Source organism: Streptomyces sp. NPDC042336, assembly GCF_055581985.1.
Window position 1 is genome coordinate 13,952 of the sequence record NZ_JBVJEA010000043.1, and the last position, 22,696, is coordinate 36,647.

18 protein-coding genes and 2 pseudogenes are annotated in these 22,696 nt (G+C 69.5%); 4 read left to right on the forward strand and 16 right to left on the reverse strand.

Features of this window, described 5'->3' with window-relative positions:
• Positions 1-11: 11 nt before the first annotated feature.
• Positions 12-1,121, reverse strand: coding sequence for a DUF3500 domain-containing protein (locus ACZ6IM_RS40140; protein WP_319215946.1), 1,110 nt, complete (start codon positions 1,119-1,121; stop codon positions 12-14).
• Positions 1,122-1,238: 117 nt separating this feature from the next.
• The gene (locus tag ACZ6IM_RS40145) at positions 1,239-2,048 is read right to left on the reverse strand and encodes an alpha/beta fold hydrolase (RefSeq protein WP_319215945.1); all 810 of its coding nucleotides are present in this window, start codon (positions 2,046-2,048) and stop codon (positions 1,239-1,241) included.
• Positions 2,049-2,690: 642 nt separating this feature from the next.
• Here ACZ6IM_RS40145 and ACZ6IM_RS40150 point away from each other — a divergent pair.
• Complete coding sequence (locus tag ACZ6IM_RS40150) at positions 2,691-3,512, forward strand: hypothetical protein (RefSeq protein WP_319215944.1); 822 nt, start codon at positions 2,691-2,693, stop codon at positions 3,510-3,512.
• 159 nt (positions 3,513-3,671) lie between these two features.
• Here the strand turns inward: ACZ6IM_RS40150 and ACZ6IM_RS40155 are convergent, their stop codons facing one another.
• The 11 genes from ACZ6IM_RS40155 to ACZ6IM_RS40205 all read right to left on the reverse strand — a co-directional run bounded on the left by ACZ6IM_RS40155 (position 3,672) and on the right by ACZ6IM_RS40205 (position 16,422).
• Complete coding sequence (locus ACZ6IM_RS40155) at positions 3,672-4,289, reverse strand: TetR/AcrR family transcriptional regulator (RefSeq protein WP_319215943.1); 618 nt, start codon at positions 4,287-4,289, stop codon at positions 3,672-3,674.
• 103 nt (positions 4,290-4,392) lie between these two features.
• Positions 4,393-5,529: a pyridoxal phosphate-dependent aminotransferase gene (locus ACZ6IM_RS40160; protein ID WP_319215941.1), complete on the reverse strand. Its 1,137-nt coding sequence runs from the start codon at positions 5,527-5,529 to the stop codon at positions 4,393-4,395.
• Entirely contained in the window at positions 5,526-6,185 is a 660-nt protein-coding gene (locus ACZ6IM_RS40165; protein ID WP_267717224.1) for an RraA family protein, read from the reverse strand. Before ACZ6IM_RS40165 ends, ACZ6IM_RS40160 begins: the two co-directional genes overlap by 4 nt.
• Positions 6,186-6,338: 153 nt before the next feature.
• Complete coding sequence (locus tag ACZ6IM_RS40170) at positions 6,339-8,855, reverse strand: ABC transporter permease (protein ID WP_319215938.1); 2,517 nt, start codon at positions 8,853-8,855, stop codon at positions 6,339-6,341.
• A complete protein-coding gene (locus ACZ6IM_RS40175; RefSeq protein ID WP_319215936.1) occupies positions 8,852-9,688 on the reverse strand; it encodes an ABC transporter ATP-binding protein in 837 nt (278 codons plus the stop codon). The genes ACZ6IM_RS40170 and ACZ6IM_RS40175 overlap by 4 nt, the downstream gene beginning before the upstream one ends.
• A gap of 153 nt (positions 9,689-9,841) precedes the next feature.
• The gene (locus ACZ6IM_RS40180; RefSeq protein WP_052843618.1) at positions 9,842-10,516 is read right to left on the reverse strand and encodes a response regulator; all 675 of its coding nucleotides are present in this window, start codon (positions 10,514-10,516) and stop codon (positions 9,842-9,844) included.
• The gene (locus tag ACZ6IM_RS40185) at positions 10,513-11,751 is read right to left on the reverse strand and encodes a sensor histidine kinase (protein WP_319215933.1); all 1,239 of its coding nucleotides are present in this window, start codon (positions 11,749-11,751) and stop codon (positions 10,513-10,515) included. The genes ACZ6IM_RS40180 and ACZ6IM_RS40185 overlap by 4 nt, the downstream gene beginning before the upstream one ends.
• Positions 11,752-11,868: 117 nt before the next feature.
• The gene (locus ACZ6IM_RS40190; protein ID WP_319215931.1) at positions 11,869-12,936 is read right to left on the reverse strand and encodes a fatty acid desaturase family protein; all 1,068 of its coding nucleotides are present in this window, start codon (positions 12,934-12,936) and stop codon (positions 11,869-11,871) included.
• Between the two features lie 89 nt (positions 12,937-13,025).
• Positions 13,026-14,228: an acyltransferase family protein gene (locus ACZ6IM_RS40195; protein WP_052843621.1), complete on the reverse strand. Its 1,203-nt coding sequence runs from the start codon at positions 14,226-14,228 to the stop codon at positions 13,026-13,028.
• On the reverse strand, positions 14,228-15,202 hold the full coding sequence (locus ACZ6IM_RS40200) for an alpha/beta hydrolase (RefSeq protein WP_319215928.1): 975 nt from the start codon (positions 15,200-15,202) through the stop codon (positions 14,228-14,230). The genes ACZ6IM_RS40195 and ACZ6IM_RS40200 overlap by 1 nt, the downstream gene beginning before the upstream one ends.
• Before the next feature lie 251 nt (positions 15,203-15,453).
• Positions 15,454-16,422: a zinc-binding dehydrogenase gene (locus tag ACZ6IM_RS40205; protein ID WP_319215926.1), complete on the reverse strand. Its 969-nt coding sequence runs from the start codon at positions 16,420-16,422 to the stop codon at positions 15,454-15,456.
• 79 nt (positions 16,423-16,501) lie between these two features.
• Here ACZ6IM_RS40205 and ACZ6IM_RS40210 point away from each other — a divergent pair, with 79 nt between their 5' ends.
• Together ACZ6IM_RS40210 and ACZ6IM_RS40215 are read left to right on the forward strand one after the other, a co-directional pair.
• Positions 16,502-17,182, forward strand: a complete 681-nt coding sequence (locus ACZ6IM_RS40210; protein ID WP_319215924.1) for a TetR/AcrR family transcriptional regulator — start codon at positions 16,502-16,504, stop codon at positions 17,180-17,182.
• A gap of 375 nt (positions 17,183-17,557) precedes the next feature.
• Positions 17,558-18,040, forward strand: a complete 483-nt coding sequence (locus ACZ6IM_RS40215) for a nuclear transport factor 2 family protein (RefSeq protein ID WP_052843628.1) — start codon at positions 17,558-17,560, stop codon at positions 18,038-18,040.
• A 314-nt stretch (positions 18,041-18,354) separates the two neighbouring features.
• Here ACZ6IM_RS40215 and ACZ6IM_RS40220 read toward each other — a convergent pair whose 3' ends face one another.
• The gene (locus tag ACZ6IM_RS40220) at positions 18,355-19,164 is read right to left on the reverse strand and encodes an IS5 family transposase (protein ID WP_398918626.1); all 810 of its coding nucleotides are present in this window, start codon (positions 19,162-19,164) and stop codon (positions 18,355-18,357) included.
• A gap of 471 nt (positions 19,165-19,635) precedes the next feature.
• Between ACZ6IM_RS40220 and ACZ6IM_RS40225 the strand changes: the two are divergent.
• A pseudogene (locus ACZ6IM_RS40225) lies at positions 19,636-20,504 on the forward strand (IS5 family transposase).
• Positions 20,505-20,556: 52 nt separating this feature from the next.
• Here ACZ6IM_RS40225 and ACZ6IM_RS40230 read toward each other — a convergent pair.
• Together ACZ6IM_RS40230 and ACZ6IM_RS40235 are read right to left on the reverse strand one after the other, a co-directional pair.
• Positions 20,557-22,452, reverse strand: coding sequence for an IS4 family transposase (locus tag ACZ6IM_RS40230; protein ID WP_319215921.1), 1,896 nt, complete (start codon positions 22,450-22,452; stop codon positions 20,557-20,559).
• Positions 22,453-22,613: 161 nt separating this feature from the next.
• Positions 22,614-22,696: pseudogene (locus ACZ6IM_RS40235) on the reverse strand (IS5/IS1182 family transposase); the annotation flags it as partial.

Below are 22,696 nucleotides of genomic sequence, written 5' to 3' on the forward strand. Positions count from 1 at the left end.
GCGCGTGGTGGCTACGCGTGGTGAGCGGCATGGTGAGCGGCCAGGACATCGCCGCCGAAGTCGGTCTCCGGGTCCCGCCACACGGCGTGGGCGTGATTGACACCACGGTGGATATTGGTCCACTCGATGAGGAGGCGGGGGCCCTGGATGCGGTAGTAGTGCGGTTCGCCGGCGGTGGTGGAGCCGGCCCAGGCGAGGTGCACGGCGTCCAGCGCCGCCGGATCCTCGTAGCGGGACAGCGGGGACACTCCGTCCGGGACGCGGTCGAGGTAGGTGCCGAGTAGAGCGCGCAGCAACTCGAGCTGGGCGGTGTCGAGTTCAGCGCCCGGCACGCCCTTGGGCCCCGGGGTGAGGGCCAACGCCCGCTGGTGCGCGCCGTCGAGACCGGTGGACGGGTGCTCGGCACGGTCCGGGGTGTACGGGCCGGGGCGCCAGAGTTCGCTGCGCCTCACCACACGGTCGGCGACGCGGGAGCTGTTGCCCGCCACAATGTCGTTCGGGGCACGGGGCAGGAGGAGCGCGCGGGCGGCAGCTTCGGGGCGCAAGGAACGGACCAGTTCGCGGGCCAGGTCCTCGGCCGTGCCCAGCGGGCGCAGCTTCGCGCCGCCCAGCAACGGTGACACGGCCGGGTCCGCGCCCAGGAAGCAGGGAGTGGTGGCGGTGACCCGCCCGTCGATCACGAGGTTGTTGAGCGAGACGTGGTGGCCGCCGAACCGCCATCCCCACGGCCGGGCCCCGCCGGGCTCGCCGAAGACGCGCAGGTAGTACATGCCGGGGTCGCGGGTGCGTTCTCTGCCCCAGTTCACCGAGAAACCTTCGACGCGGTCGAGTATGTTTTCCAAGCCGAGCACGGTGGCGACCGTGGCGTATCCGGCTTCGGACAGACCGGTCGCGACCAGCCGCATCACCATTCGGTGCTGTGCGGGGCCCTGTTGGTGGAAGGTCAGCCCGCCGTGGTCGGTGGGTGTGTAGAACCAGCGGGTGCGTTCGGCCTCGGCCGGGTCGTCGGCGCCGGGCCGCGGTCCCACCGCCACCTTGCGCTGGTCCGCGTCCAGGGAGTCCAGCCATGCCCGGGCTGCCTCGGCCATCCGGTCGGCGACCTCGCGGGCGGCGTCAACCATGGCTGCCGAGCCGCGTCGGTCGCGGACGTGCGGGACTGTCCGGCCTGCGTGACGTGCCCGTACGTCCTTGGGGTAGGTACGCGGGGTCGTGCCGACCGGGATTGGGGGCTGTTCGGATCATGTCGCGTCCACCCCCAGGAACTCGCGGACCCAGCGGGCGACCGTGGGGGCGAACTCCACCGCGATCCCGTGGCGGCCGCCCTCGATCGCACGCAGTTCCGCGTTCGGGATCTGCTGCTCCATCAGGACGGCGCCGGTCCAGGGCGCCAGCCTGTCCGCGGTTCCGTGCACGATCAGGGTGGGGGCGGCGATTTCCCGGAGGCGGTCACGGACCTCGTGCTGCCGGGCTACGTCGTGGCGGCGGGCGCTCTGCTCCGGCGTTCTGGCGGTGAGGGTCGGGGCGGTCCGGGTGTGCTGCTCAGCCTGGCCTTCGGGTGTGAAGAAGAAGTCCGGGGCCGCGTTCTTGCGATCCTCGTGGGACATGTTCAGGAGTTCGTCGATGGCTTCACTGCCGAGCGCGAAGCTCGGCGTGGTGGCGACCAGGACGAGGGATGCGACGCGTTCGGGGTGCCGGAGCGCAGTGTGCTGCGCGACGGCGCCGCCGAAGGAGGTACCCAGAAGATGCGCACGGTGCAGTTCCAGCGCGTCCAGCAGGTCGACGAGGTCATCGGCGAGGATGTCCAGCGTGTAGGGAGTCTGGGGGTTTACGGTGGTTCCCGAGTCGCGCTGGTCGTAGGAGATCGCGCGTATCCCTGTGCCGAGTCGCGCCCGGAGCGTCGTGAACTGGGTGCGGTCGCTCTCGCCGCCGTGCACGAGCACGAGCGGCACGCCGTCGCCGTCGTCGATGACTCCGACGTCGAGATCACCCGCTCGTACGGTCATGCCGGCCGATTCGGTGGGTTCGTGCTCTTCCCGGTGTGCTGCCACCGCTGACCTCCCTGTCGATGCGCTAGCTGGACGCCTATCTTATTTGAGATGACTCTATCAGTTAAGGGGTAGGTGAACAGAAGGTGTCATCGGAGTGGTGCAGGGCGATGGGGTACAGGGTGCGGGATCGGCAGGGGCCGGGCGTCACACCCGGGAGCCGATAGGGATGTGCTACTGCGGTAGGGGGTGGGCTCCATCGACCGCACCGGCTGCCAGCGGCGGGCCCTGCCCGCGGAACTTCCCCCCGCCTGGACCGTCTACGGGTTCTTCCGCCTCTGGCGCCGCGCCGGCGCCACGTTTCACGCCTGGCACGGCGCCGTGAGCAGGCCCGCGTCCAAGAGAGCAAACCCCCGTTCAGGGACCGTCGCGGTCGGCCCTCAGTTCGTGAGAGGCCATGCCGCCGTGGGCAATATGACCTGCGGCTACGAGGCCGGGAAGGAGATACGCGGCCCTCCAGCCAAAACGCTGGATGGATGAGGCGACCGTGAGCGGCTCGTCGACCCACGCTGAGACCATCCGACAGGGACCCGTCAAACCCCTGACGGCCGCGCGCCTGGCCCACCACCGGTGAACCATTCTCAAGCGTGAGACGTTAAACCTACCTGACGGAAACTTACCTACAACTCGAGCCCAGGAGAACTTATGCCTGAAACCAACGATATCGACCCTCGGATTCAAGAATTCCTTGAGAGTTTTGCAGAGCAGACACGACAGCTGGTTGAGGATGGCGAACTGGAGCAGGGAGATGCGGCAGACCTGTTGAACAGGTATCAAACGGTTGCCCGCGAACGACACGCTGAAATCGTGGCCTTGATTCCACAGGTAGGTATAGACGACGCCGTCTTCGAGGCTGGTCAGCGCTATGATGCAGCCAATGCGGATCTTCGCCTCGGGACGCTCGTCACCCAGTTCCCTGAGATGCGCGATGATATCATATCAAGCCAAAAGGACATAATTTCGCACATGGATCGCGGATTGCCTGCGCAAGACGCCCTCTACGAGACGGAAATGGCGCGAGCCGGTCTGAATGACGACCCCGGATTCCGGCAGAATGTTGAAGCCGCGTTCTCCGCAGGCCACTATGAGACCAGGATCGAGGCCGCCAAAGCCCTTGATCATGCGCGTGATGCAGCATGGTTGCGATCACTGGGAAACGAGACCCGGGCCGCCCACGACAATACGGCCCCGAGGTACGTACAGGACCGCCAGCAAGACCCACACTCCGATACACCGTGGCAAGCTCCCAACCTGCCACCCGCCTATCCCGCAGCGGAACAACCCCCCGCAGAGCAGGCCAACGCTAACGTGGCCCGTCACGCTTCGGGCCCAGGACAGCACAACCAACAGTCCAGGCGCCCATCGGAACAACAGCGTCCCGGGAACGCAACTGGGACTGGCACACCTCCACCTCGCCACAACGACCGACACAGCGGACAAGGCGGCCTTCGAAGGTCGAATCGGTGACCATCCGGCTGCCAGCCGCCAGGCATGCAACGCGCCGCGCTCGAACGCCCCTAACCCTTGGCACGCCATTCAGCGCCGAGCCCCTCAACAACGGTCTGCATACATCGCGGCGGAGGTTCGAAAGCAGCGTCTCAACCGGGACCGGCGGGGGCGGGCCGATCAGCCGGCCCGGGACCACCCGCTCAACGCGCCGCCGTACGCCTCGGTCAGTCGGGTGATGACCTCACGGCGGGACAGACTCGTCTCCCGCAGCAAGTCGTGTATCTCCCGCGGGTCGAAGATCATATTGTTCAGGAACAGGGCGTACTCGAACATCTCGTCCGGAAGTCCAATGTCCTGGAGCAGTCCCCGTACGGGCCTGCTCCAGGCCTCCCGCTGCGCGACGATGATCTCGTTCCCGTCGTGGAGCCGTTCCAGGTAACCCCGTCGGGACCGAAGCTGCACCAACGCGGCGCCGTGTTCGGCGAGGAGGTCCACCCACTTGTCCACGACGGCGTCGAACAGCGGCCGCCCTTGCGCGGCCGAGGTGACGCTGAAGTCGCGGAGTTCCTCGACAACGCTGAGCACGTAAGCCGCCAGCACGTCGTCCATCGAGGAGTAGTAGCGGTAGGCGGTGGCCGGGCCGATCTCCGCGCGGGCCGCGACGGCCTGCATGGTGAGCTGGTCGGGCGCCTCCCGGGCAAGCTCACCGACGGCCTGGAGCAGACGCCTGCGGTTGCGGAGGGAGTCGCTGCGCAGCCTGCGCCCCCCGCGTGGGGCTGTCTGCCGGTCGGTCACGGGCCTCCTCCGCCTCGTCGCTGTGCGGGGCACAGGATACCGCCTCCGAGCGCGGGGGCGTCCGACTGTTTGGGCGGGCGCGGTACGCCCTCCACCTGCCTGCTCAGGATCGCATGCCGCCGAAGTAGCGGACGATGCGTTCCAGCCCGATCCACAGATCGTCCTCGGAGGCCGCGAACGAGATCCGGACGTGCCCCTCACCCGACGGCCCGTACTCGGCGCCGGCCCGGACCATCACCTCCCGCTCGGCCAGCTCGCGGACGACCGCCTCGGAACTCAGGCCGGTGTCGTAGCGGAGGAACCCGTAGAACGCGCCCTCCGGCGGGATCAGGTGCAGTCCCGGAACGCCGGACAAGTGCGCGACCACCAGTTCGCGACGCTGCCGGTACGTGTCCACCATGGCGTCGACTGTGGCGTCCGGCAGTTCGAGGGCGGCGAGGGCCGCGTGCTGGACCGCGGTGTTCAACGAACCGTTGTGGGTCCGGTGCACCTGAGCGGCGGCGTCCACCACCTCACGCGGCCCGGTCAGGTAGCCCACGCGCCAGCCGGTCATCGCGTACGTCTTGGAGAATGTCTGCACGTACACCGTCCGGTCCCGCAGGGACTCGATCTCCAGCGCGGAGGTCAGTTCATGGCCGGGGTAGACAAGCCGGTGGTACGCCTCGTCGCTGACGACGAGGACGTCGGAGCCGTCGAGCAGCTTACCGAGAGTCTCGAGCTCCTGCTTGCTGTGCACGATGCCGGTCGGGTTGCAGGGATTCGAGAAGATCATCATCGCGGCGCCGGGGAGCGCCTCGGCCAGCGCGTCGAGGTCCCAGTGCAGGTCCGGGGCGAGCGGGACGAAGTCCACGATGCCACCGGCGAGGACGACCAGGTCTGCGTAGAGCGAATAGGCGGGCTCCGGGACGACCACCCGGTCGCCGGGGCCGATCGTCGCGAACACGACGGCCGCCAGGGCGGCGGTGGCGCCGTGCGTCACGACGACGTCGTCCGCGGTCCAGTTCCGGCCGGGGTGTGCCGGCAGCCTGGACGCAAGCGCGGAGCGCAGTTCCCGGAGCCCTCTCTGGTCGGCGTAGTGGCTGTGTCCCGCACGCAGAGCGGCCACGGCCGCCTCGGTCACCGATGGCGGTGTCGGGAAGTCCGGCTCCCCCATGGCCAGGGATACGGCGCCCGCCGGGGCCGGGGCGAGGGCCGGGCGCCGCGAAGCTCGGCGCAGTTCCTTCACCCGGGAGGCGGTCATCGGGCCACCGCCACATGGCCAGGACGCGCGGCGAGGATGCGCTCGCGGAGCGCTTCTTCCCTCTCGCCGATCCCGTCGACCGCGTCCACGACTTCCCTCACCCGTGATCGTGGTACGACGGCGACGCCGTCGGCGTCCCCGACGAGCACGTCGCCCGCCGCCACGACGACGCCGCCGACGGCCACCGGGTCTCCGATGGCGCCCGGCCCGTCCTTGAAGGGGCCGGCGGGGGTGACCGCCCGCGCGAAGACGGCCAGTCCCATGGCGGACAGCGCCCGGGCGTCGCGGATCGCGCCGTCGACCACCGCGCCGGTGACCCCGGCGTTCACCATAATCTCGCCGATGAGGTCGCCGATCAGCGCTCGGGTCGTGTCCCCGTGTCCGTTGACGACCAGGACGTCGCCCGGCCGTGCTTCGTCGAGCGCCCGGTGGATGGCGAGGTTGTCGCCCGACCGCACGTTCACCGTCAGGGCTGTGCCCAGGAGCACGGCGCGTTCGGTGAGCAGCCGGATGCCGCCGTCCATGACGGTCATCCGCTGCAGCGCGTCGCCGACATGGGCGGCCGGCACGTCTTCCAGACGGCGGATCTCCGCCGCCGCGACGCGGTCCCAGCTCGAAGCGATGGCCACGCCGTCCGTCGCCGCAGCAATGAACACGATGACACTCCATTCTTAATTGAGACAGTCATCTCAGATAAACCATAACCGTTCATCCGTCCGGCCACAATGGCTCCGAACCATAGAGTCGGCGATCTCTGCCCCTCACCCAGCGGTGGCCGACGTGATGCCGGCCACCGCCGTGTACGGGCGCTACGAACTGCGCCGCAGCGCCGCCTGCGCCGGCACCGTCACCGCGAGCAGAGCCAGACCTATGCCGGCGGTCGCGAAGGAGCCGTACAGCAGCGGGGGCGCATAGGGCGCCTCGCCGGTAACACCGCGCATCATCGGGATCAGCGTGGCCGCGGCGATCGCGGATCCGATGATCACGCCCGCCGCGGAGACCAGGAGGCTCTCCCAGCCCAGCATCGTCAGGACCTGGCGCCGGGTGGAACCGACCAGACGCAGGGCGCCAAGTTCGCGGCGGCGGTCCAGGACCGTCATCACCAGTGTGTTGACGGCGGCGATGGCGGCGAAGCCGCCGAGGACCGCGGCCATGGTGTTGTTCATCCAGGCGCCCAGCCTCGCGTCCAGGTTCTTCTCGGTCGCGTAGCCGGAGGCGTCGGTGACCTTGCCCAGTGCGGTGAGTGACTTCTCGGATCCGCCGCGTACCAGCAGCGTGCTGTCGAAGCCCGAGGTGACGTGGCTGGCGAGCGATGCCCGGTCCATGGTCACCGTGGCCAGGCCGAGGCCCCGGCCGTAGACCGCGACGACCTGCGGGGCGGCCTTCGTGCCATCCGGAAGATAGAGCGGCAGCCGGTCGCCGACGCCGACGTCCGCCGACTTCGCCAGGGTCTTGTCGATGGCGACGCGGCCCTCGCCGAGCCCGTCGAGGCGGCCTTCGCGTACGTCCAGGTCCTGCACCTTCGCGAGTTGGGCACCCGAGCCGCTGACGCCCTGGGTCACCGCGCCCTGGAGCGACTTGAACTCGCCGGAGCCGACCGGCACCAGCACCTGGGTGTTCAGCAGGCTGACGGCCGCCTCCACACCCGGCGCTCGGGCGGCCCGCGCCGCCGCGTCCACGGGGAGTCCGGCCGAGTCGGTGACGACGTGGTCCGCGGTGATACCCGCGCGCAGCTGCTTGTCGGCGGCCCGGTTCTCGCTCGTGTGCATGAAGACGAGGGTCGAGGCGAAGGCCATGGCGAGCACGATCGGGGTGATCGCGGAGGCGAGGCGGCGGGCGTTGGTACGGGAGTTGGCGGCCGCGAGCTGGGCGGCCGGGCCCGCGCCTCGCAGCGGTAGACCGAAGAGGCCCGCGCACAGTCGCGCCACCAGCGGGCCGAGCAGCGCGACGGCGAGCATGAAGAGCATGACGACGCCGAGAGCGGCCCCGGCCGCGTCGTCCCCCGAGGAGCTGGCGGAGACGCCGGTGAGGACTCCACCGCCGACGAGGGCGCCGATACCCAGCATCGTACGGATCAGGCCGGGCCGCAGCCGCTCCACCGAGGCCTCGGCGAGCGCCTGCCCCGGCTTGATCCTGGCGGGCCGCCGACCGGCCACCCATCCGGCACCGAGCGCGGTGAGTAGTCCGATGCCGACGGCGGCGAGGAGAGGCAGCACTGACACGTGCAGGTCCACGGCCTGCGGGATGGCGCTGCGGTCCTGCAACTGCCCGAACCACCAGTGCGCGAGCCCGATACCGGGCAGGCAGCCGAGGATTCCGGCGAGCGGTGCTATGAGCAGCGCCTCGGCGGCGACCGCGCGGCGGACCTGCTGCGGGGTCGCGCCGACGGCACGCAGCAGCGCGAACTCACGGACCCGCTGTGACACGGACAGGGCCACGGTCCCAGCCGCCGTGAAGACCGCGACGATGGCCGCGATGCCGCCGAAGGAACCGCCGATGCCGAACAGTGTGTCCTTGGCGTAGCCCAGGCCGGGATCCTCGACGGCGCCACGGTCGTCGCCGATGTGTACCAGGGCGCCGGAACCGGCGAGAGCCTTCTTCACCGTGTCGGCGAGTTCGTCGGCATCGGTGCCGTCCTGCGCCAGCACAGCGATGGCGTCGGCCTTGCCGGGGTGTCCGGCCAGCACGGGCGCCTGGGAGTCGGCGAACCAGGCCAGGGGTCCGGCGCTGCGGGCGGTGTCCGCGGTTCCGGCCTGAGCGAGGCCGGCGACGCGGAAGTCCTGCTGACCCACGGCGGTCTGGAGTACGACAGTGCCGCCCACCGCGACCTTCGCGGCGCGGGCCGCACCCGCGTCGAGCACGACCTCGCCTCCGCGGGGCGCGGAGCCCGCGGTCAGCGCCGTACCCGTGAATGTGTGGGACCCCCACCCGTGCGCGGTGAGCGGATCACCAGGAGGGCTCAGTTCCCCTTCATGCGCCACGCGCACCGGGAAGGTGAAGTCCGGGACGGCGGTGGCCGCACCCGGCGCCTTCGCTGCCTTGGCCCACAGCCTTGCGTCGAGCCGGGCGATGTCCGGCAGCGGCGTGGCCTCCCTCTCCTGGTCCTCGCCGCTGCCCGTGACGACGTACTCGTACTGGTCCTCCGCCACGAGTACCGGAGCGTTCGCGTACCGCTCCGTCGGCACCGAGGCGCGCAGACTGGTCTCCAGCAGGATTCCGCAGGCCGCGACGATCAGCGCCGACATCATCAGCGCGAGGAAGGTCCCCGCGAAGGATGCGGGCTTGAAGCGCACGGCCTCACGGGCGAGTCCATTGGGGCGTCTCATGCCGCAGCACCTGCCATCGCCCGGGTACGGCCGGTGAGCGCGGTCATCCGGGCCGCGATCTCCTCCGCCGAGCCCCGTTCCAGGTGGTCGGCGAAGGCCCCGTCGGCGAGGAACAGCACACGGTCGGCCCAGGCGGCCGCGGCCGGGTCGTGGGTGACCATGACGACGGTGGCGCCGAGGGTGTCCACCGCGTGCCTCAGCAGTCCGAGGACCTCGGCGGCGGTGCCGGTGTCGAGGGCGCCGGTGGGCTCGTCGGCGAAGATCACGTCGGGCGTGGTGACCAGGGCGCGGGCGACGGCCACGCGCTGCTGCTGGCCACCGGACAGCTCACCGGGCCGGCGCCGCGCCTTGTCGGCGAGCCCGACCTGCGCGAGCACCGCCGCCGCCCGGCCGCGGTCCTGACGCTGCCCGGCCAGGCGCATGGGCAGCAGGACGTTCTGCTCCACGGTCAGCGACGGCAGCAGGTTGAACGCCTGGAAGACGAAGCCGAGGCGGCTGCGGCGCAGCTCGGTCAGCTCGTTCTCCTTCATGCCGGTGATCTCCGTGCCGCCGAGGCGCACCGATCCCGCCGACGGCCGGTCGAGCCCCGCGGCGCACTGCAGGAACGTCGACTTGCCGGACCCGGACGGTCCCATGACGGCGGTGAAGGTGCCGCGCGGGAGGCCGAGGTCGATGCCCGCGAGCGCGTGCACGGTGCCCGCTCCGCGGCCGTACTGCCGCCGGACCCCGCGCAGTTCGACGGCGAGACCGGGCGTGGCGGCCGGGGCCTCGGGGCGGGGGTCCACTCCCGCCCGGTCGTCCGTCTGCCGCCGCTTGCCCTTGCCTAGCCTCATGGTGCCGTCTCCCTCATCCGTGCATCAGGTGTGTCCCTGTGACGGAGGGAAGAGTGCGGGGACGGCTCGGCGCCGGGCGTCATACCCGGGAGCCAATGTGGGACCGCTACCGCGGTAGGGGGTCCGGGGCTCCACCGCGGAGAGGGGGCGGGCCTACTCTCCCGGAGCCACCAGCCCCGACTCGTACGCGAAGACCACCGCCTGGGCCCGGTCGCGCAGGTCGAGCTTGGTGAGGACGCGGCTGACGTGGGTCTTGACCGTCTGCTCGGCCAGCACCAGGGTCCGGGCGATCTCCGTGTTCGACTGCCCGCGGGCGACCAGGGTGAGGACCTCGGTCTCGCGTTCCGTCAGGCCCTTGAGCCGCAGCGCGGGCTTGCCCCGGGCCGCCGGGCGCTGCTGGGCGAAGTCCGCGATGAGGCGGCGCGTGACGGAGGGGGCGAGCAGCGCGTCGCCCGAGGCCACCACGCGGACCGCCGCGATGAGGTCGGCGGGCGGCGCGTCCTTCAGCAGGAAGCCGCTGGCGCCCGCCCGCAGCGCTTCGTACACGTAGTCGTCGACGTCGAACGTGGTGAGCATCAGCACCCGCGGCCGGTGGGTCACGCCCGGCGGGGGCGACAGCAGGCGGCGCGCGGCCTCCAGCCCGTCCATCTCGGGCATCCGCACGTCCATGAGCACGACGTCGGGATGCGTGCGGCGGCTCAGCTCGACGCCCTGCGCGCCGTCGGGGGCCTCGCCCACCACGTCGATGTCGCTCTGGGCGGCCAGCAGCGCGGCGAAGCCCGCCCGCACCATGGCCTGGTCGTCGACGATGATGACGCGGGTCGTCACGTGAAGTCCTCTTCTGTCAGGGGGAGTTGTGCGGCGACCCGGAAGCCGCCGTCCGGCAGCGGGCCCACGTCGAGGGTGCCGCCGACGAGCCGCACCCGCTCGCGCATGCCGACCAGGCCGTGCCCGGTGCCGCCCACTTCGAGCGGCCCGGCGGGCGGCTGGGGCGGCGGATCGTTGACCACCAGGACGGTGAGCCGCTCCCCGCCCTGCCCGTCGGCGGGCCGCGCCACCGACAGCGACACGTGGGTCGCGGCCCCCGGCGCGTGCCGTACGACGTTCGCGAGGGCCTCCTGGACGATCCGGTACGCCGAAAGCCCCACCGTCTCGGGCACCTCGGCGTCGCAGGGGGTGAACTCCACCCGCCCGCCCGTCCGCGCCGTGGCGTCCACCAGCTGCCCGATCTGCGCGAGGCCCGGCTGCGGCACCAGTTCGCCGTGCGCCTCCTCGTTGCGCAGCACGCCGAGGAGGCGCCGCATCTCGCCGAGCGACTCGCGCGCGGTCGCCGCGATGGACGTGAACTCCTCCCGTACGTCCGGCGGCAGCGCCGCGAGGCGGTACTCGGCGGTGTCCGCCTGCACCGTGATGACGGACATGTGGTGCGCCACCACGTCGTGCAGCTCGCGCGCGATGCGGGCGCGTTCCTCCAGCAGCGTCCGCCGGCCCCGCTCGGCCTCGCTGATCGTCTCCTGCTCGGCCAGCCTGCGCTGCACCTCGTACCGCTCGCGCAGCACACCGCCCAGCAGCAGCGCGACGCCCCCGAGGATGGTGAGCAGAAGACTCATCGCGTTCGTGCCGTGCGGCGCGACGAAGCCCAGCCCGACGTTCGCCCCCGCCGTCGCGAGCCACACCAGCAGCAGCGTCCGGCGCGAACCCCGCAACCCCAGCGCCAGGCACAGACCGACGTACCCCACGATTTCCATAGGTGGGAAGGGCCACAGCAGCCGCTCCTCGAAGTCCACAACGAGCAGAACCAGTGCCCCCGCAACATCCGCCGCGAAGATGACAAACCAGGCACGCAGCGGCTGAATGACAGCAAGTAACAGCGGCGCCGCCTGCGCGACAGCCAGCGCACTTGCTAGGGCACCGTTCAGACCGTAGTCAGCGGTGAGGACCACGATGGTGGTGGGCAGCAGCGCGACACACAGCACGAACGCCACGGCCCACGGCAGCGCGCGCACCCACCGCCGCGAAGCCCCCGCGAGCAGCGCACGTGGGCGTTCTTTCACTGAGGTCATGAGCCCCACCTTCTCGTGTATGCCGCGAGGGCGTCAGGAGACGCGTAACCATCAGGGGAACCCGATTGTCGCGACTGCGACGCAAACGTAGCCGCCCCTGACTGGTTGCATCGGTACTCAGATGTCGGCGCGAAGCGGTTCGCCCACGTCGTGCATGTGGCGCAGGGCCTGGCGGTAGGAGTCGACGAGACCGGTCTCCGCGTAGGGGATGCCGAGGTCGCGGCAGTGGGCCTTCACCATGGACTGGGCGTGCCTCAGGTGGGGGCGGGGCATGCTGGGGAACAGGTGGTGCTCGATCTGGTAGTTGAGGCCACCGAGGAACCAGTCGGTGAGGACACTGCCCTCGATGTTGCGGGACGTGAGCACCTGGCGTCGCAGGTGTCCCCACTTGTCGCCGTCCGGGTCGGGCATGTCCATCCCCTTGTGGTTGGGCGCGAAGGCCATGCCCAGGTGCAGCCCGAACAGGGCCTGATGGAGCGCGGCGAAGACGAGTGCGTGCGCGAGTGACATGGTCGTCAGGAGCAGCGTGACGTACCCGGCGACGTGGGTGACGAGGAGGGTGCCCTCCACCAGGCGTTCGCGGCCGCTCTGGCGGCGCAGGTCCTGGAAGCCGTAGACCTTCAGGGCGATGCCTTCCAGGAGGGTGAGGGGGAAGAACAACCAGGCCTGGTGCCGGGTGAGCCAGGCGCGGAAGCCTGTGCGGGCGGCGGCCTGCCCGCTGGTGAAGACGAGGACGTCGGCGGCGACGTCGGGGTCCTTGTCGATGTGATTGGGGTTGGCGTGGTGGCGGTTGTGCTTGTCGTTCCACCACGCGTAGCTCATGCCGAGCAGCAGGTTGCCGTGGATGAGCCCAATGTGGCGGTTCGTAACGCGGTCGCCGCTGATCTGGGCATGCCCCGCGTCATGGCCGATGAACGCCGTGCGGGCACACAGGACGGCGAGGACGGGGGCGAGAACGAGGACCCACCACGAATGACCGATGAGCACCATGCCGGCCACGACGGCGGAAAGGCTGAGCGCGTTGGTCGCTATGGTGCCCGCATACCAGCCGGGGCGCCGATCGAGTAGCTGCTGCCCCTTGACGTCGCGCAGCAACGACGTGAACTCGCTGCCCGTGTCCGGTGGGGATGACCGCGTGGTGGCCGTCTGGGGACGCGGCAGAGCGGATTCGCCGGGCAGGGACATAGTGGTGCTCCGATGTTCGGTGGGTGGTGTCGGTGAGTGTCCGGGTGGCGGCCCCGGACCGCGGTGGGGCGGCGGCGCGTACGCGTCACTCACGCCACGAGCGCGAAGTAGCCGAAGCCCGTCGCCAGTGCGGCCGCCGCCGCACGGCGAGCCGTTCCGGTGCGCTCCCACGGGGTCTCCAGCGGCCGGGCGAACCTCGCGATCACCATGAGCAGTCCCGCGAAGAGCGGCATCCAGGCAAGCCGCGCCGGAACCCACCCGGTCGTGTCCGGTGCGGTCGTCAGGCCGGGGATCTCGCCGAAGTACGAGGCCGGGACCGCGACGGCGAGCATCGCCGTCTGGTGCCAGCACAGTATCGTCATCGCCGCCAGGTTGATGACCGCTACCGGCGCCCACAGGGCGGGACGTTTCAGAAGACGCGCCAGTCTGTCGCGCAGCAGGATAGCCGCGCCGGACTGTGTGGCGGCGAGTGCCAGGACCAGGAGGGACGGCGGGTGGGAGTTGGTACGGGACGCGCCGGGCACGCCCACCATCGACGCCGGGTAGTGGAAGGCGAGCAGCAGGGTGGCGAACAGGGCCGCGCCGCCCGCCAGCAGCAGCCACGCCTCGCGTCGGCCGATCCGCTTGTCCGCCCAGGAAACGCCCAGTTGGTAGGCGAACATCCAGCCCGGCAGCAGGTTGAGCAGACTCAGCCAGGACGGCATCGCGTCCGTGTACGGCCCATATCGCAGGAAGTCGACCACCGCGACTGAACCGAGCAGCGGAAGCGCGGCCCGGAAACCCAGCCGCTCGGAGGCGCGGACACAGTATGGGGTGAGAGCGGTGATCACCGCGTAGACGCCGACGAACCACAGGGGTTGGACGACCAGCGTCGACGCGGTGCGCAGAGTCGCGGACGGGACGCCGAAGCCGTAGTGCAGGGTGGGCAGCAGCAGTGCCCATACGGCGGTGACGCCGAGGACCGGGCGGCCCAGGCGCTTGAGGCGGCCGACCGTCCACTCACGGCCCGAGCCCTTGCGGCGCTGGTAGGAGAGGTATGAGGAATAGCCACCGACCAGGAAGAAGATGCCCAGCATCTGGAGGATCCAGCTGGCCGGGGCGAGCGCACCGAACGTGGCCAGTGGGCTGGCGTTGTGCAGACCGCCACTGGTGTCGAGGGTGAAGCCGCCGACCAGCCAGTGGCCGGTCGGGACGGCCAGGAGCGCCAGCGCGCGCAGGCCGTCGACGGCACGGTCCCGGTGAGCGGGGGTCCGCTCTTCGACCTTGGCGGTGAACTCCGTGAAGGCCTTCATCACCGCTCCCCGCCGGCGATCGCCGCGAACGCGCTCAGCGTGGAGGTGCCGGGGGTGAAGTAGGCGTCGTGCGCCGGCACGTCATCAGCGGGCAGGACGGTCGCACCGAAGTCGGACGAGGCGGGGTCCGCGCCGTGGCCCAGGCCGAGGAACTCGACATGGGGAACGCGGCCGATCCAATCGTTCGGTGACCTCGCTGCCCAGACGTGAGCCTCGGTGTCCAGTGCGGTGACGTCGTCAGCGCGCATGCCGGGCGAGCCCATGACGACGATGTCTCGCGCGTCGGTGTCGGGGGCGGCGAGGCCGCAGACCACCGAGCCGTAGCTGTGGCAGAAGAGGGAGGGGCCGGGGAGGCCGGCTGCGTGCAGGCCCTCGGTGAACCGGTTCAGGCGCTCGGCGCCCGCCTCGGCGAGCCGACCGGTCGCCAGGTCCAGGCCGATGCCGGAGGGGGTGGTGTAGCCGGCCCAGGCGATGACGGCCGTGTCCTCGCCCGCCTCCTCCTGGAGGTCGGCGGCCCACTGTGCCGTGCGGTCGAACGTGGAGATGTCGATGTCCGAACCGGGAACGATCACCGACACGCGAGAGGCGTTCTCCAGGTCGCCCACGACCCGCGCGATCAGGCCGCGACCGCGCGGGTCGTACGCCAGGACCTGCTCGCCGGCGGAGGCGTTGGCCTGGTAACGGACGTGCACGGGGGCGCCCTCGAGGTTGCCCACCACCGTGGGGTGATCCTCGATGAGCCGCTGCCGCTCGACACCGGTCAGGGAGGCGAAGAAGGCCGCCACGTCGGACGGGGTGGCCGTGGCGGGATCCGGCAGCTTCTTGCCGAGCGAGTCGTCCGCCAGCCAGGCGGCGGTTCCGGGGAGCGGACCGCCCGGCACGCTCCCGTCGCTCGCCAAGGCCCAGCCCGCTGTGCTGCCGACCAGCAGCGTGGTCAGTACGGCGGTCGTCAGCAACGTCATGAAGCGGCGCATCCAGCTGTCTCCCTCTGTTCTCGTCCGTGATGACGAGAGGAAGGTAGGGAGGCGGTGGCGAGCGGGGCATCACACCCGGGAGCCAAGCCCGCAGTGCTACCCCAGTAGGGGGCGGATGAGAACGACAGCGGTGTACGCCGCCATTTGCAGGGCAGGGGTTCTGTCCCTTTCCCCACGGAGATCGACGAGGCGTTCGTCGGCCGTCCTGCGTCGCCAAGTTCCTCGAACGGCATCGAGGGACTTGAGCCCGCTCACGCCGCCGAGGGCGGCCGTACGCTTCCCTCGGTCTCCGGGTCGCAGACCTCGACGACCGCCTTGCCGTGCAGGGTGCGGGTAAGGAGTCGGCCGACCGCCTCGTCGACGCGGTGCCAGGATCCCCGCCACGCCACCGACGGGGTCAGTACTCCCCGGGTGACCTGCTCGCCCAGCCAGCTGAGGTCGGGTGACAAGGGAGCGCCGTCGAGCTGGTGGAAGGTGACGATGCTGCGGTTGTGACGCGTCGGGCCTGCGATGAGCGCACCCGGCGGGAACGACTCCGGTTCCGGAGCGACGTGCCCGAGGGCAACGAGCACACCATCCCGCTGCAGGAGGTCGAACGCCTCCACGAGGAGCGGGCCACCGACGCACTCGACGACCCCATACACGGGCCCGGAGTATTCGCCGGGGCGGGAGACCACCTCAGCGGCACCGAGGGAGCGGAGTTCGTCGGCGTACGGACCGGGCGAGCTGGTGACCGCGATCACTGTGGCCCCGCCCATGCGTGCGAGTTGCACCGCGTAGCGTCCCACGCCCCCGGTGGCTCCCGTGACCATGACAGTTCGGCCGAGGATGGGGCCGATGCGCCGCAGTGCGCGCAGGGCGCTGTTGGCGGCGACCGGGAGGGTGCTCATCGCGCCGAGATCCGCGCCTTGGGAGACCACGCCGATCATCGCGGTGTCCGCCGCCCTGTACTCGGCCCAGCCGTTCGCCTCGTCGAGTGTGACGACAGGGGTTCCCACGGGAGGCCCGGAGCCGTCACGGGCCGCTTCGACCACGTACCCGGCCGCTTCCCACCCCGGAACGGCACCGTCGGGCAGTTCGCGCGCGGATACGACATCCCCGTAGTTCAGCGAGAACGCCCTCACCTTCACCAGTACCTGGGAAGGGCCGGGCCGAGGTGTTTCGGTCTCAGCCACCCGCAGTCCCGTGTCGAGAGCGTGGTCGACCATCAGTGCCCGCATGGAAAGCTCCCTTCAAAATGCCCCTGAGTGGCATATGCTACCAGGAGGCATATAGAAGGGCTCGCGGTAGGCTGCGCGAATGGATGGCGTCAGACTGGCCGACGGTGACACGGGGGCACCACAGACGCTCCGGCAGCGCAAGAAGGCGCAAACCCGCCAGGCCCTCGTGGTCGAGGCGCTGGAATCCTTCACCCTCCACGGCGCGGATGCGGTGACCCTCGACGACTTGTGTCTTCGGGTGGGCGTCTCGAAGCGCACGTTCTTCCGGTACTTCACCAGCAAGGAAGACGTAGCGATGACACCTCTGCAGGACATGTGGCGTGAGTTCCTGCGCCGGTTGCAGTCGCAGCCGCGGTCCCGTGCCACGGACACGGCAGTCCTCTCCGTACTGCACGACACATTGGTCGCCGCCATTCGAGAATGCGCGGATCGCGATGCGAACTGGACTCATCTCGTACGCCTGGCGCTCGGGCTCGACGCCGCTCACCAGTCCTTCGCCGCTCACAACCTCCGGTTCTGCGACGAGGCCGTTGAGGCGGCACTGAATGCCGTCGCCCCCATCTTGAATATTTCTGTCACGGACGATCCCCGGCCCAGGCTTCTGCTCGGCCTCTTCCTTGTCGCCTCCCGAAGCGCCCAACGAGCCTGGATCCTGCGCGCAGACGACGACGCGAGCGCAGAGAGCCTCATCCTCCTCGTCGACGACACCGTCGCCGCGCTTCCGGCGAGCCTCGGCCTCAAAGCAGCGCCTCGATCCTGACCACTTCGGGCTGTCGTCACGGCAAGCAGCCGGACTGTTCACCGCAGTCGAACCGGCGAAGCCGAGGGCCTTTACATCTGGTCGAGGACGGAGCGTCCAGTCCACGGCCCGTCGGACGGAGAACTCGCGCCGTACCCGCTGGGCAAGGGCCGTCGGAGCGGCGCGGCACAATCGCAGGGGCGGGCCGGCCATCGGCACCGAGGGGGTGCGGCACACCCAGGCACGAGCCGGCCTGGAGAGGGGCGTCGGCGGCACGGCAACCTGACGGCACCACAGCCCGAACCAAGGCGCCGCGGAACCGCGACCCCGCCGTGGCGGCGAGTTCTTTGCTCGGCCCGTGGCCGCCCGCCCGCAACCGAGAAGGGACCAACCAACATGACCGACAGCATCTCTGCCGAAGCCCACGACCGGCTCCTCGCCCGTATCGGCGAACTGGAGGACCAGCAGGCACTGCGCACCCTGATGCTCCGGGCGTGGCGGGCCCTCGACCTCAAGGACTGGGACGCATGGATCAGCTGCTGGTCCGACGAAGCGGTTTTCGAGTTCGGGCCGTGGGGCACCCTGCGCGGCCGGGAGACCATCCTGGAGCGCGTACGGGAGGCCGAGTCCGGATACCCCGCGATGCAGCACCACATCCTCAACATGTACTTCGAGGTGACGGGCGACCATGCACGGGGGCACGGCTACATGTGGTTCCTCGCCGTCCAGCACCCAGAACGGCCCGACGACCACTTCGCCATGGGCGGCCCGTACGCCTGGAGCTTCCAGCGCGGCGCCGACGGGTGGCGTCTCACCGAGCAGCGGCTCGGGGTGAAATGGACGGACGGGCAGGACGAGTCGATGGTGCCCCAGCACTGATGCCCGCCCTCGGCGTTGTCCCCGCGCCGGACCCGCGTAGCCCCGGGTAGCCATCCGACCGCTCGCGCGCAGACGACGCCAAGAAGGGGTACGCCACACCCCCCGGGACGACCTGCCCGGACCGGCGTGTGCTGCAAGTGCCGCCCTGCGAAGAGGCTCCGCAGGGGACACTACGGCTCGATGTGTGCACGCCTTGAACGTGGCGGAGATCCCAGGGACGCAGCTGTCCACGCTGAGCGGGCGTGCTCAGTATCTGACACCATGGTGTTCCAGTGTGAGAGGGCGTTTGATCTAGGCAGATTGCCCTTTATCTCCTAGTAAGTCCCTCGCCAGGTAGGTGTGGTCTCGTCCGTTATGCGCTTGGCCAGGTTGTCGATCGAGGCGATGTGGATCATGGCTTCGGAGCTGGTTGTGAGGGTCTCGTAGTCGCGGGCGAGGCGGCGGTGCATCATGATCCAGCCGATGCTGCGCTCTACCACCCAGCGCCTTTTCACGACGTGGAAGCCGCATTTCTCGGGGTTGCGGTTGACGACCTCGACGTCGATTCCGAGGGTGGCGCCGTGCTCGATGACGGCGTTCTTGAATCCGGTATCGACCCAGCTTTTCGCGAGAGTAGGGTAGGTCTCCTTCGCTTTGTCGAGCAGGCGTATTCCCATCGCGTTCTCGGAGAGGCTGGCGGCGGCGACGGTCACTGCGAGCAGAAGGCCGATCGTGTGGGTCAGGATGCCTCGCTTCCTCCCGACGATCTTCTTCGCAGCATCGGTTCCCTGGCTGGTCAGGGTTACGTTGGTGGAGGTCTTGACGCTCTGGGTATCGATGACGGAGCCGGTTGGCTCGGGCTTGCGGCCCTCTTTTACTCGGGCGAGCGCGGTGAGGTCGTAGTTGAGCTGGGCGAAGATTCCTTCGTCGCGCCAGGCGGCGTAGTAAAAGTAGACGGTGCCGTGACCGGGGAAATCGTGAGGGAGGTATTTCCAGGGAATGCCGGTGCGGTTCAGGTAGAGGATCGCGTCGAACACATCGCGCAGATTGACTTGAGCCGGCTTGCCCGTCGGGCGGCGTTCGAGTCGTGCGTTCCGCCAGGCCGTCAGGGTCGGCTCGATCAGGGCCCATCGGGCGTCGGACAGGTCGCTGGGGTACGGCTTGCGCTCGCTCGCGGCGCAGCATGATCACGACCTGGCCGGAAGGGTTCGTTCCGCAGAGAGTGGGAGCTTCTGCCACTTCTCTACGTCAGACGGGCTTCCAGGCGCAGAAGCGGATGAGACGGGCTGCGGGTCTCGCGCATCGACCGAGGGCATTCATCACCTACGGGGCGAACCACTGTAAAACCTGTCACTCATGTAAGCCGTATAACAGCCTTGAACTGGATAAACGCCCTCTGAAAGAGCGTTTTGTCCCGGCGAGACTGTTTGGTGGCGCTTCGAAGGGCGAGTGGGTCTGTCACTGCTGTGGTGCCAGTGGTCAATGCGACCTCTGCGGCAGGAGACTCCATGGCTCTGCCCGTTTGAGTCGAGTCGCTCCTGTCTGATCCCAAAGCGCCCCCGGTTGACGCTGTTTGCGCCCTGGGGATGCGTCGTGCACGACGGTACTACCGAAACATGACGCGACAGCGCCCGTATCCCAGCGACCTGTCCGATGCACGCTGGGAACTGATCGGTCCCACGCTCACCGCCTGGCGGGCCCAGCGCAGAGGCAAGGGGCTGGACATCGGCCGTCCGCCCGAGCACGACCTGCGCCGCATCATGGACGCCATCCTGTACGTCGATCGCACCGGTGTCCCCTGGCGGTACCTGCCGCACGACTTCGCACCGCGGGAGACGGTCTACGGCTACTTCGCCGCCTGGCAGAAGGAAGGCGTCTTCGACCGGCTCAACGGCCTGCCGCGCCGCCTGGTGCGTGAAGCCGAAGGCCGGGATGCCGAGCCGTCCGCCTGCGTGCTGGACGCACAGAGCGTGAAGACCTCCGCCAACGTGCCGGCCGCCAGCCAGGGCACGGACGCGGGCAAGAAGATCGTCGGCCGCAAGCGGAGCATCGTCACCGATACGCTCGGCCTGCTTCTCGCGGTGCTGGTGACCGCGGCCAGTGTCCAGGACTCCGTGGCCGGCGCCCAGCTGCTCGACCAGGTTGCCGCCGGCCATCCCGGCATCCGCAAGGTGCGGGTCGACGGCGGTTACCGCCAGCACCTCGTCGAGCATGCCGCCGCCTTGGGCATCGACATGGAAATCATCGCCCGCAAACCCGGGACCAGGGGCTTCACCCCGATGCCGAAGCGGTGGGCGGTGGGCGGACGTACGGCTGGCTCATGCTCCACCGGCGCCTCGCCCGCGACTACGAGACCCTTCCCGCCCGCTCCGAGGCCATGGTCCACCTCGCCATGACCGACCTGATGGCCCGCCGCCTCACCGGCGAGACCACCATCTCCTGGCACGACCCGACACCACGTAATGAAGTCCGCATTACGGGATGAAACAACGGGAGAAAACGACCAAGGCCGCGAAGTTAAGCGGGATCGAAGTGTGTCAATGGCTTGGTTTCCGCTGGCGTGGCGGCTCCGGTAGCAGGGTGTAGGTGCCGTGCTTGACCTTGGCGATTCGTCCTGTTCTGGCCCACGTGGCCATCTGGACGCGGAAGCTGGGGATGTTCGAGATGCCGAGGGCCGGTGCGATCTCGCGGGCCGTCCAGGAGCGGTCGGGCGCGGATCGCATGACGGCCAGGGCCGCATCGAAGCGGGACAGGCCGGGTGCGAGGTCCGGCAGGGGCGGTACTGGTGGCGGTGGCAGAGGACCGGCCGGATCGTCAAGAAGCATGTAAACACCGCGTTCGCGTTTGGCGAGCAGTCCTTCGCGGGCCCACCTTGCCAGAAGCACGCAGAAGCTGTTCACGTTCTCCGCGCCGACGGCGTGGGCGAGTTCTTTGCGGCCCCAGTGGCGGCCTGGGTGGGAGCGTAGGACGGCGTAGGCGCGGTTGATCAGACTCTCCTTGGGTGTCGGCTCGGGACGGGGCCTGGGCAGTGGGTGTCGGCGGGAGACGAAGGCGGGTGTGGTCGGGTGGTCGAGGTGGATGCTGACGTCGATCGACTGCACTTTGGTGCTGGTCATGGGCCTGGCCTCGCCGGGAGAGGCGTAGGCATACCGCGACAACGGGCACTTGACCCGGCGGGCGCTGATACGCGCTCGCCGGGCGGGCAGCAGGCGGGTCAGCACGGCTCGGCCGATCGCGCCGACCAGCGTGTCGCCGGCGCCGGTGTGAGCACGGACGAGCTGGTCGCGGGCGGCTTCGAGGGCGACGGTAAAGCTGGCCCGGTCCGGGTCGGTGCCGCGCTTGGTCTCGACAGCATCCACCATGGCGGTCCGCAGCAGTTGGTAGAGGAGCAGCAGGGCCCACATTTCCTGCTCGAGACCGCACGGGTCGCAGGAGCGAAGGACGCGTCCTTGCATGAGGGTGTGCCGAAGCGCGTAGTAGGCTGATTCGATTTCCCAGCGTTCGTGGTAGAGGCGGATCAGGGCCTTGGCTGGGTCGAGATCATGGTCGAGCAAGGTGGTCATGAGCCGGTAACCCTCGTGGAGTGTGCTGCCGTCGGCCAGGGTGACGGTGACGTCGGCCTCGATGACGCGGACCGGGACGCCCCGCAGGTGGACCAGGTAGGAGCCGTCCGGCAGCCGGTCGTGGGTGGGCAGGCGTCGGTGGGAGGCGAGCCGGACCAGGAACTGGGCTCCGGTGTCGGCGATCTGAGGCAGGAGTTTGGCGTCGTCGAAGTAGCGGTCGGCCAGAACGAGCTGGTCCGGGCCGAGGAGATGGAGCAGGCGCCTGGCATAGTGGTTCTCGCCGCGATGGCTGGGGCCGAAGGACGCGCCGAGCAGTCCGCGGGTGCCAGTCTCGACCAGTGTCATCAGGCGCAGGACCGGGTAGCTGGTGAAGCCGTGGCGGTTGCGGGGTTTGCCCAGCCAGCCGCGGTTGCGTTCGGCATCGGGGGTTTTGATCGAGTTGCAGCCGTCGAAGGCGACCGTGCGCCAGCGCCGGTAGCGCACGCCGGGTGTCCTGGGCTGGGCCAGTGGGCCGGCCACCACCTCGAAGAGCGCCTTCAACGGCGTAGCTCCGAGGCGTCGGCGCAGGTCACGCAGGGCCTTCTCCGATGGAGTCGGGACGGACGGTCCGGCCAGCCCGGCTATGAGCTTGCTCCAGACCTTGGCATAGCCCAGGTGCGGGAACAGGCCGAGCGTGACGAGGAAGTAGACGCCCACGCGCGACGGTAGGGTCCGTAACCGACGCTCGACCGATCCGGTCTTTGCCAGCACGGCGTCGACGAGCTCGACGGGCAGGTACTTGGTCAGTTCGCCCAGGTGACCTGGGGCGAAGACACGATCGGCGGCGGTCGGAGTCCTTGCGGGAGTGCTGGTGGCAGACTGGCAGCGCAACGGGGCCTCGGGAAGTCGGACTGATCTTGGCGGATCACCCCTCCTACCAGAGGCTCCGTTGCTCCCACCGGGACAACCACCAGTCCCGCCAACACGCTTGACATGCGCAGTCACCGCTTAACTTCGCGGCCTTGCGAAAACGACCTCTTAGTGAGCCTTTTTCATCCTGAATAGCTGCAGGTCAGCAGGGTGTGGATGGCTTGGACGATGATGCTGATGCGGCGGGTGGAGCATCGGGCTCGTC

What these genes read in the sequence shown, in the direction of transcription:
- ACZ6IM_RS40140 (WP_319215946.1), bottom strand. Translation starts at nt 1,121, where the DNA reads ATGGTTGACGCCGCCCGCGAGGTCGCCGACCGGATGGCCGAGGCAGCC.
- ACZ6IM_RS40150 (WP_319215944.1), top strand. Translation starts at nt 2,691, where the DNA reads ATGCCTGAAACCAACGATATCGACCCTCGGATTCAAGAATTCCTTGAG.
- ACZ6IM_RS40160 (WP_319215941.1), bottom strand. Translation starts at nt 5,529, where the DNA reads ATGACCGCCTCCCGGGTGAAGGAACTGCGCCGAGCTTCGCGGCGCCCG.
- ACZ6IM_RS40170 (WP_319215938.1), bottom strand. Translation starts at nt 8,855, where the DNA reads ATGAGACGCCCCAATGGACTCGCCCGTGAGGCCGTGCGCTTCAAGCCC.
- ACZ6IM_RS40175 (WP_319215936.1), bottom strand. Translation starts at nt 9,688, where the DNA reads ATGAGGCTAGGCAAGGGCAAGCGGCGGCAGACGGACGACCGGGCGGGA.
- ACZ6IM_RS40185 (WP_319215933.1), bottom strand. Translation starts at nt 11,751, where the DNA reads ATGACCTCAGTGAAAGAACGCCCACGTGCGCTGCTCGCGGGGGCTTCG.
- ACZ6IM_RS40190 (WP_319215931.1), bottom strand. Translation starts at nt 12,936, where the DNA reads ATGTCCCTGCCCGGCGAATCCGCTCTGCCGCGTCCCCAGACGGCCACC.
- ACZ6IM_RS40195 (WP_052843621.1), bottom strand. Translation starts at nt 14,228, where the DNA reads ATGAAGGCCTTCACGGAGTTCACCGCCAAGGTCGAAGAGCGGACCCCC.
- ACZ6IM_RS40200 (WP_319215928.1), bottom strand. Translation starts at nt 15,202, where the DNA reads ATGCGCCGCTTCATGACGTTGCTGACGACCGCCGTACTGACCACGCTG.
- ACZ6IM_RS40205 (WP_319215926.1), bottom strand. Translation starts at nt 16,422, where the DNA reads ATGCGGGCACTGATGGTCGACCACGCTCTCGACACGGGACTGCGGGTG.
- ACZ6IM_RS40210 (WP_319215924.1), top strand. Translation starts at nt 16,502, where the DNA reads ATGGATGGCGTCAGACTGGCCGACGGTGACACGGGGGCACCACAGACG.
- ACZ6IM_RS40215 (WP_052843628.1), top strand. Translation starts at nt 17,558, where the DNA reads ATGACCGACAGCATCTCTGCCGAAGCCCACGACCGGCTCCTCGCCCGT.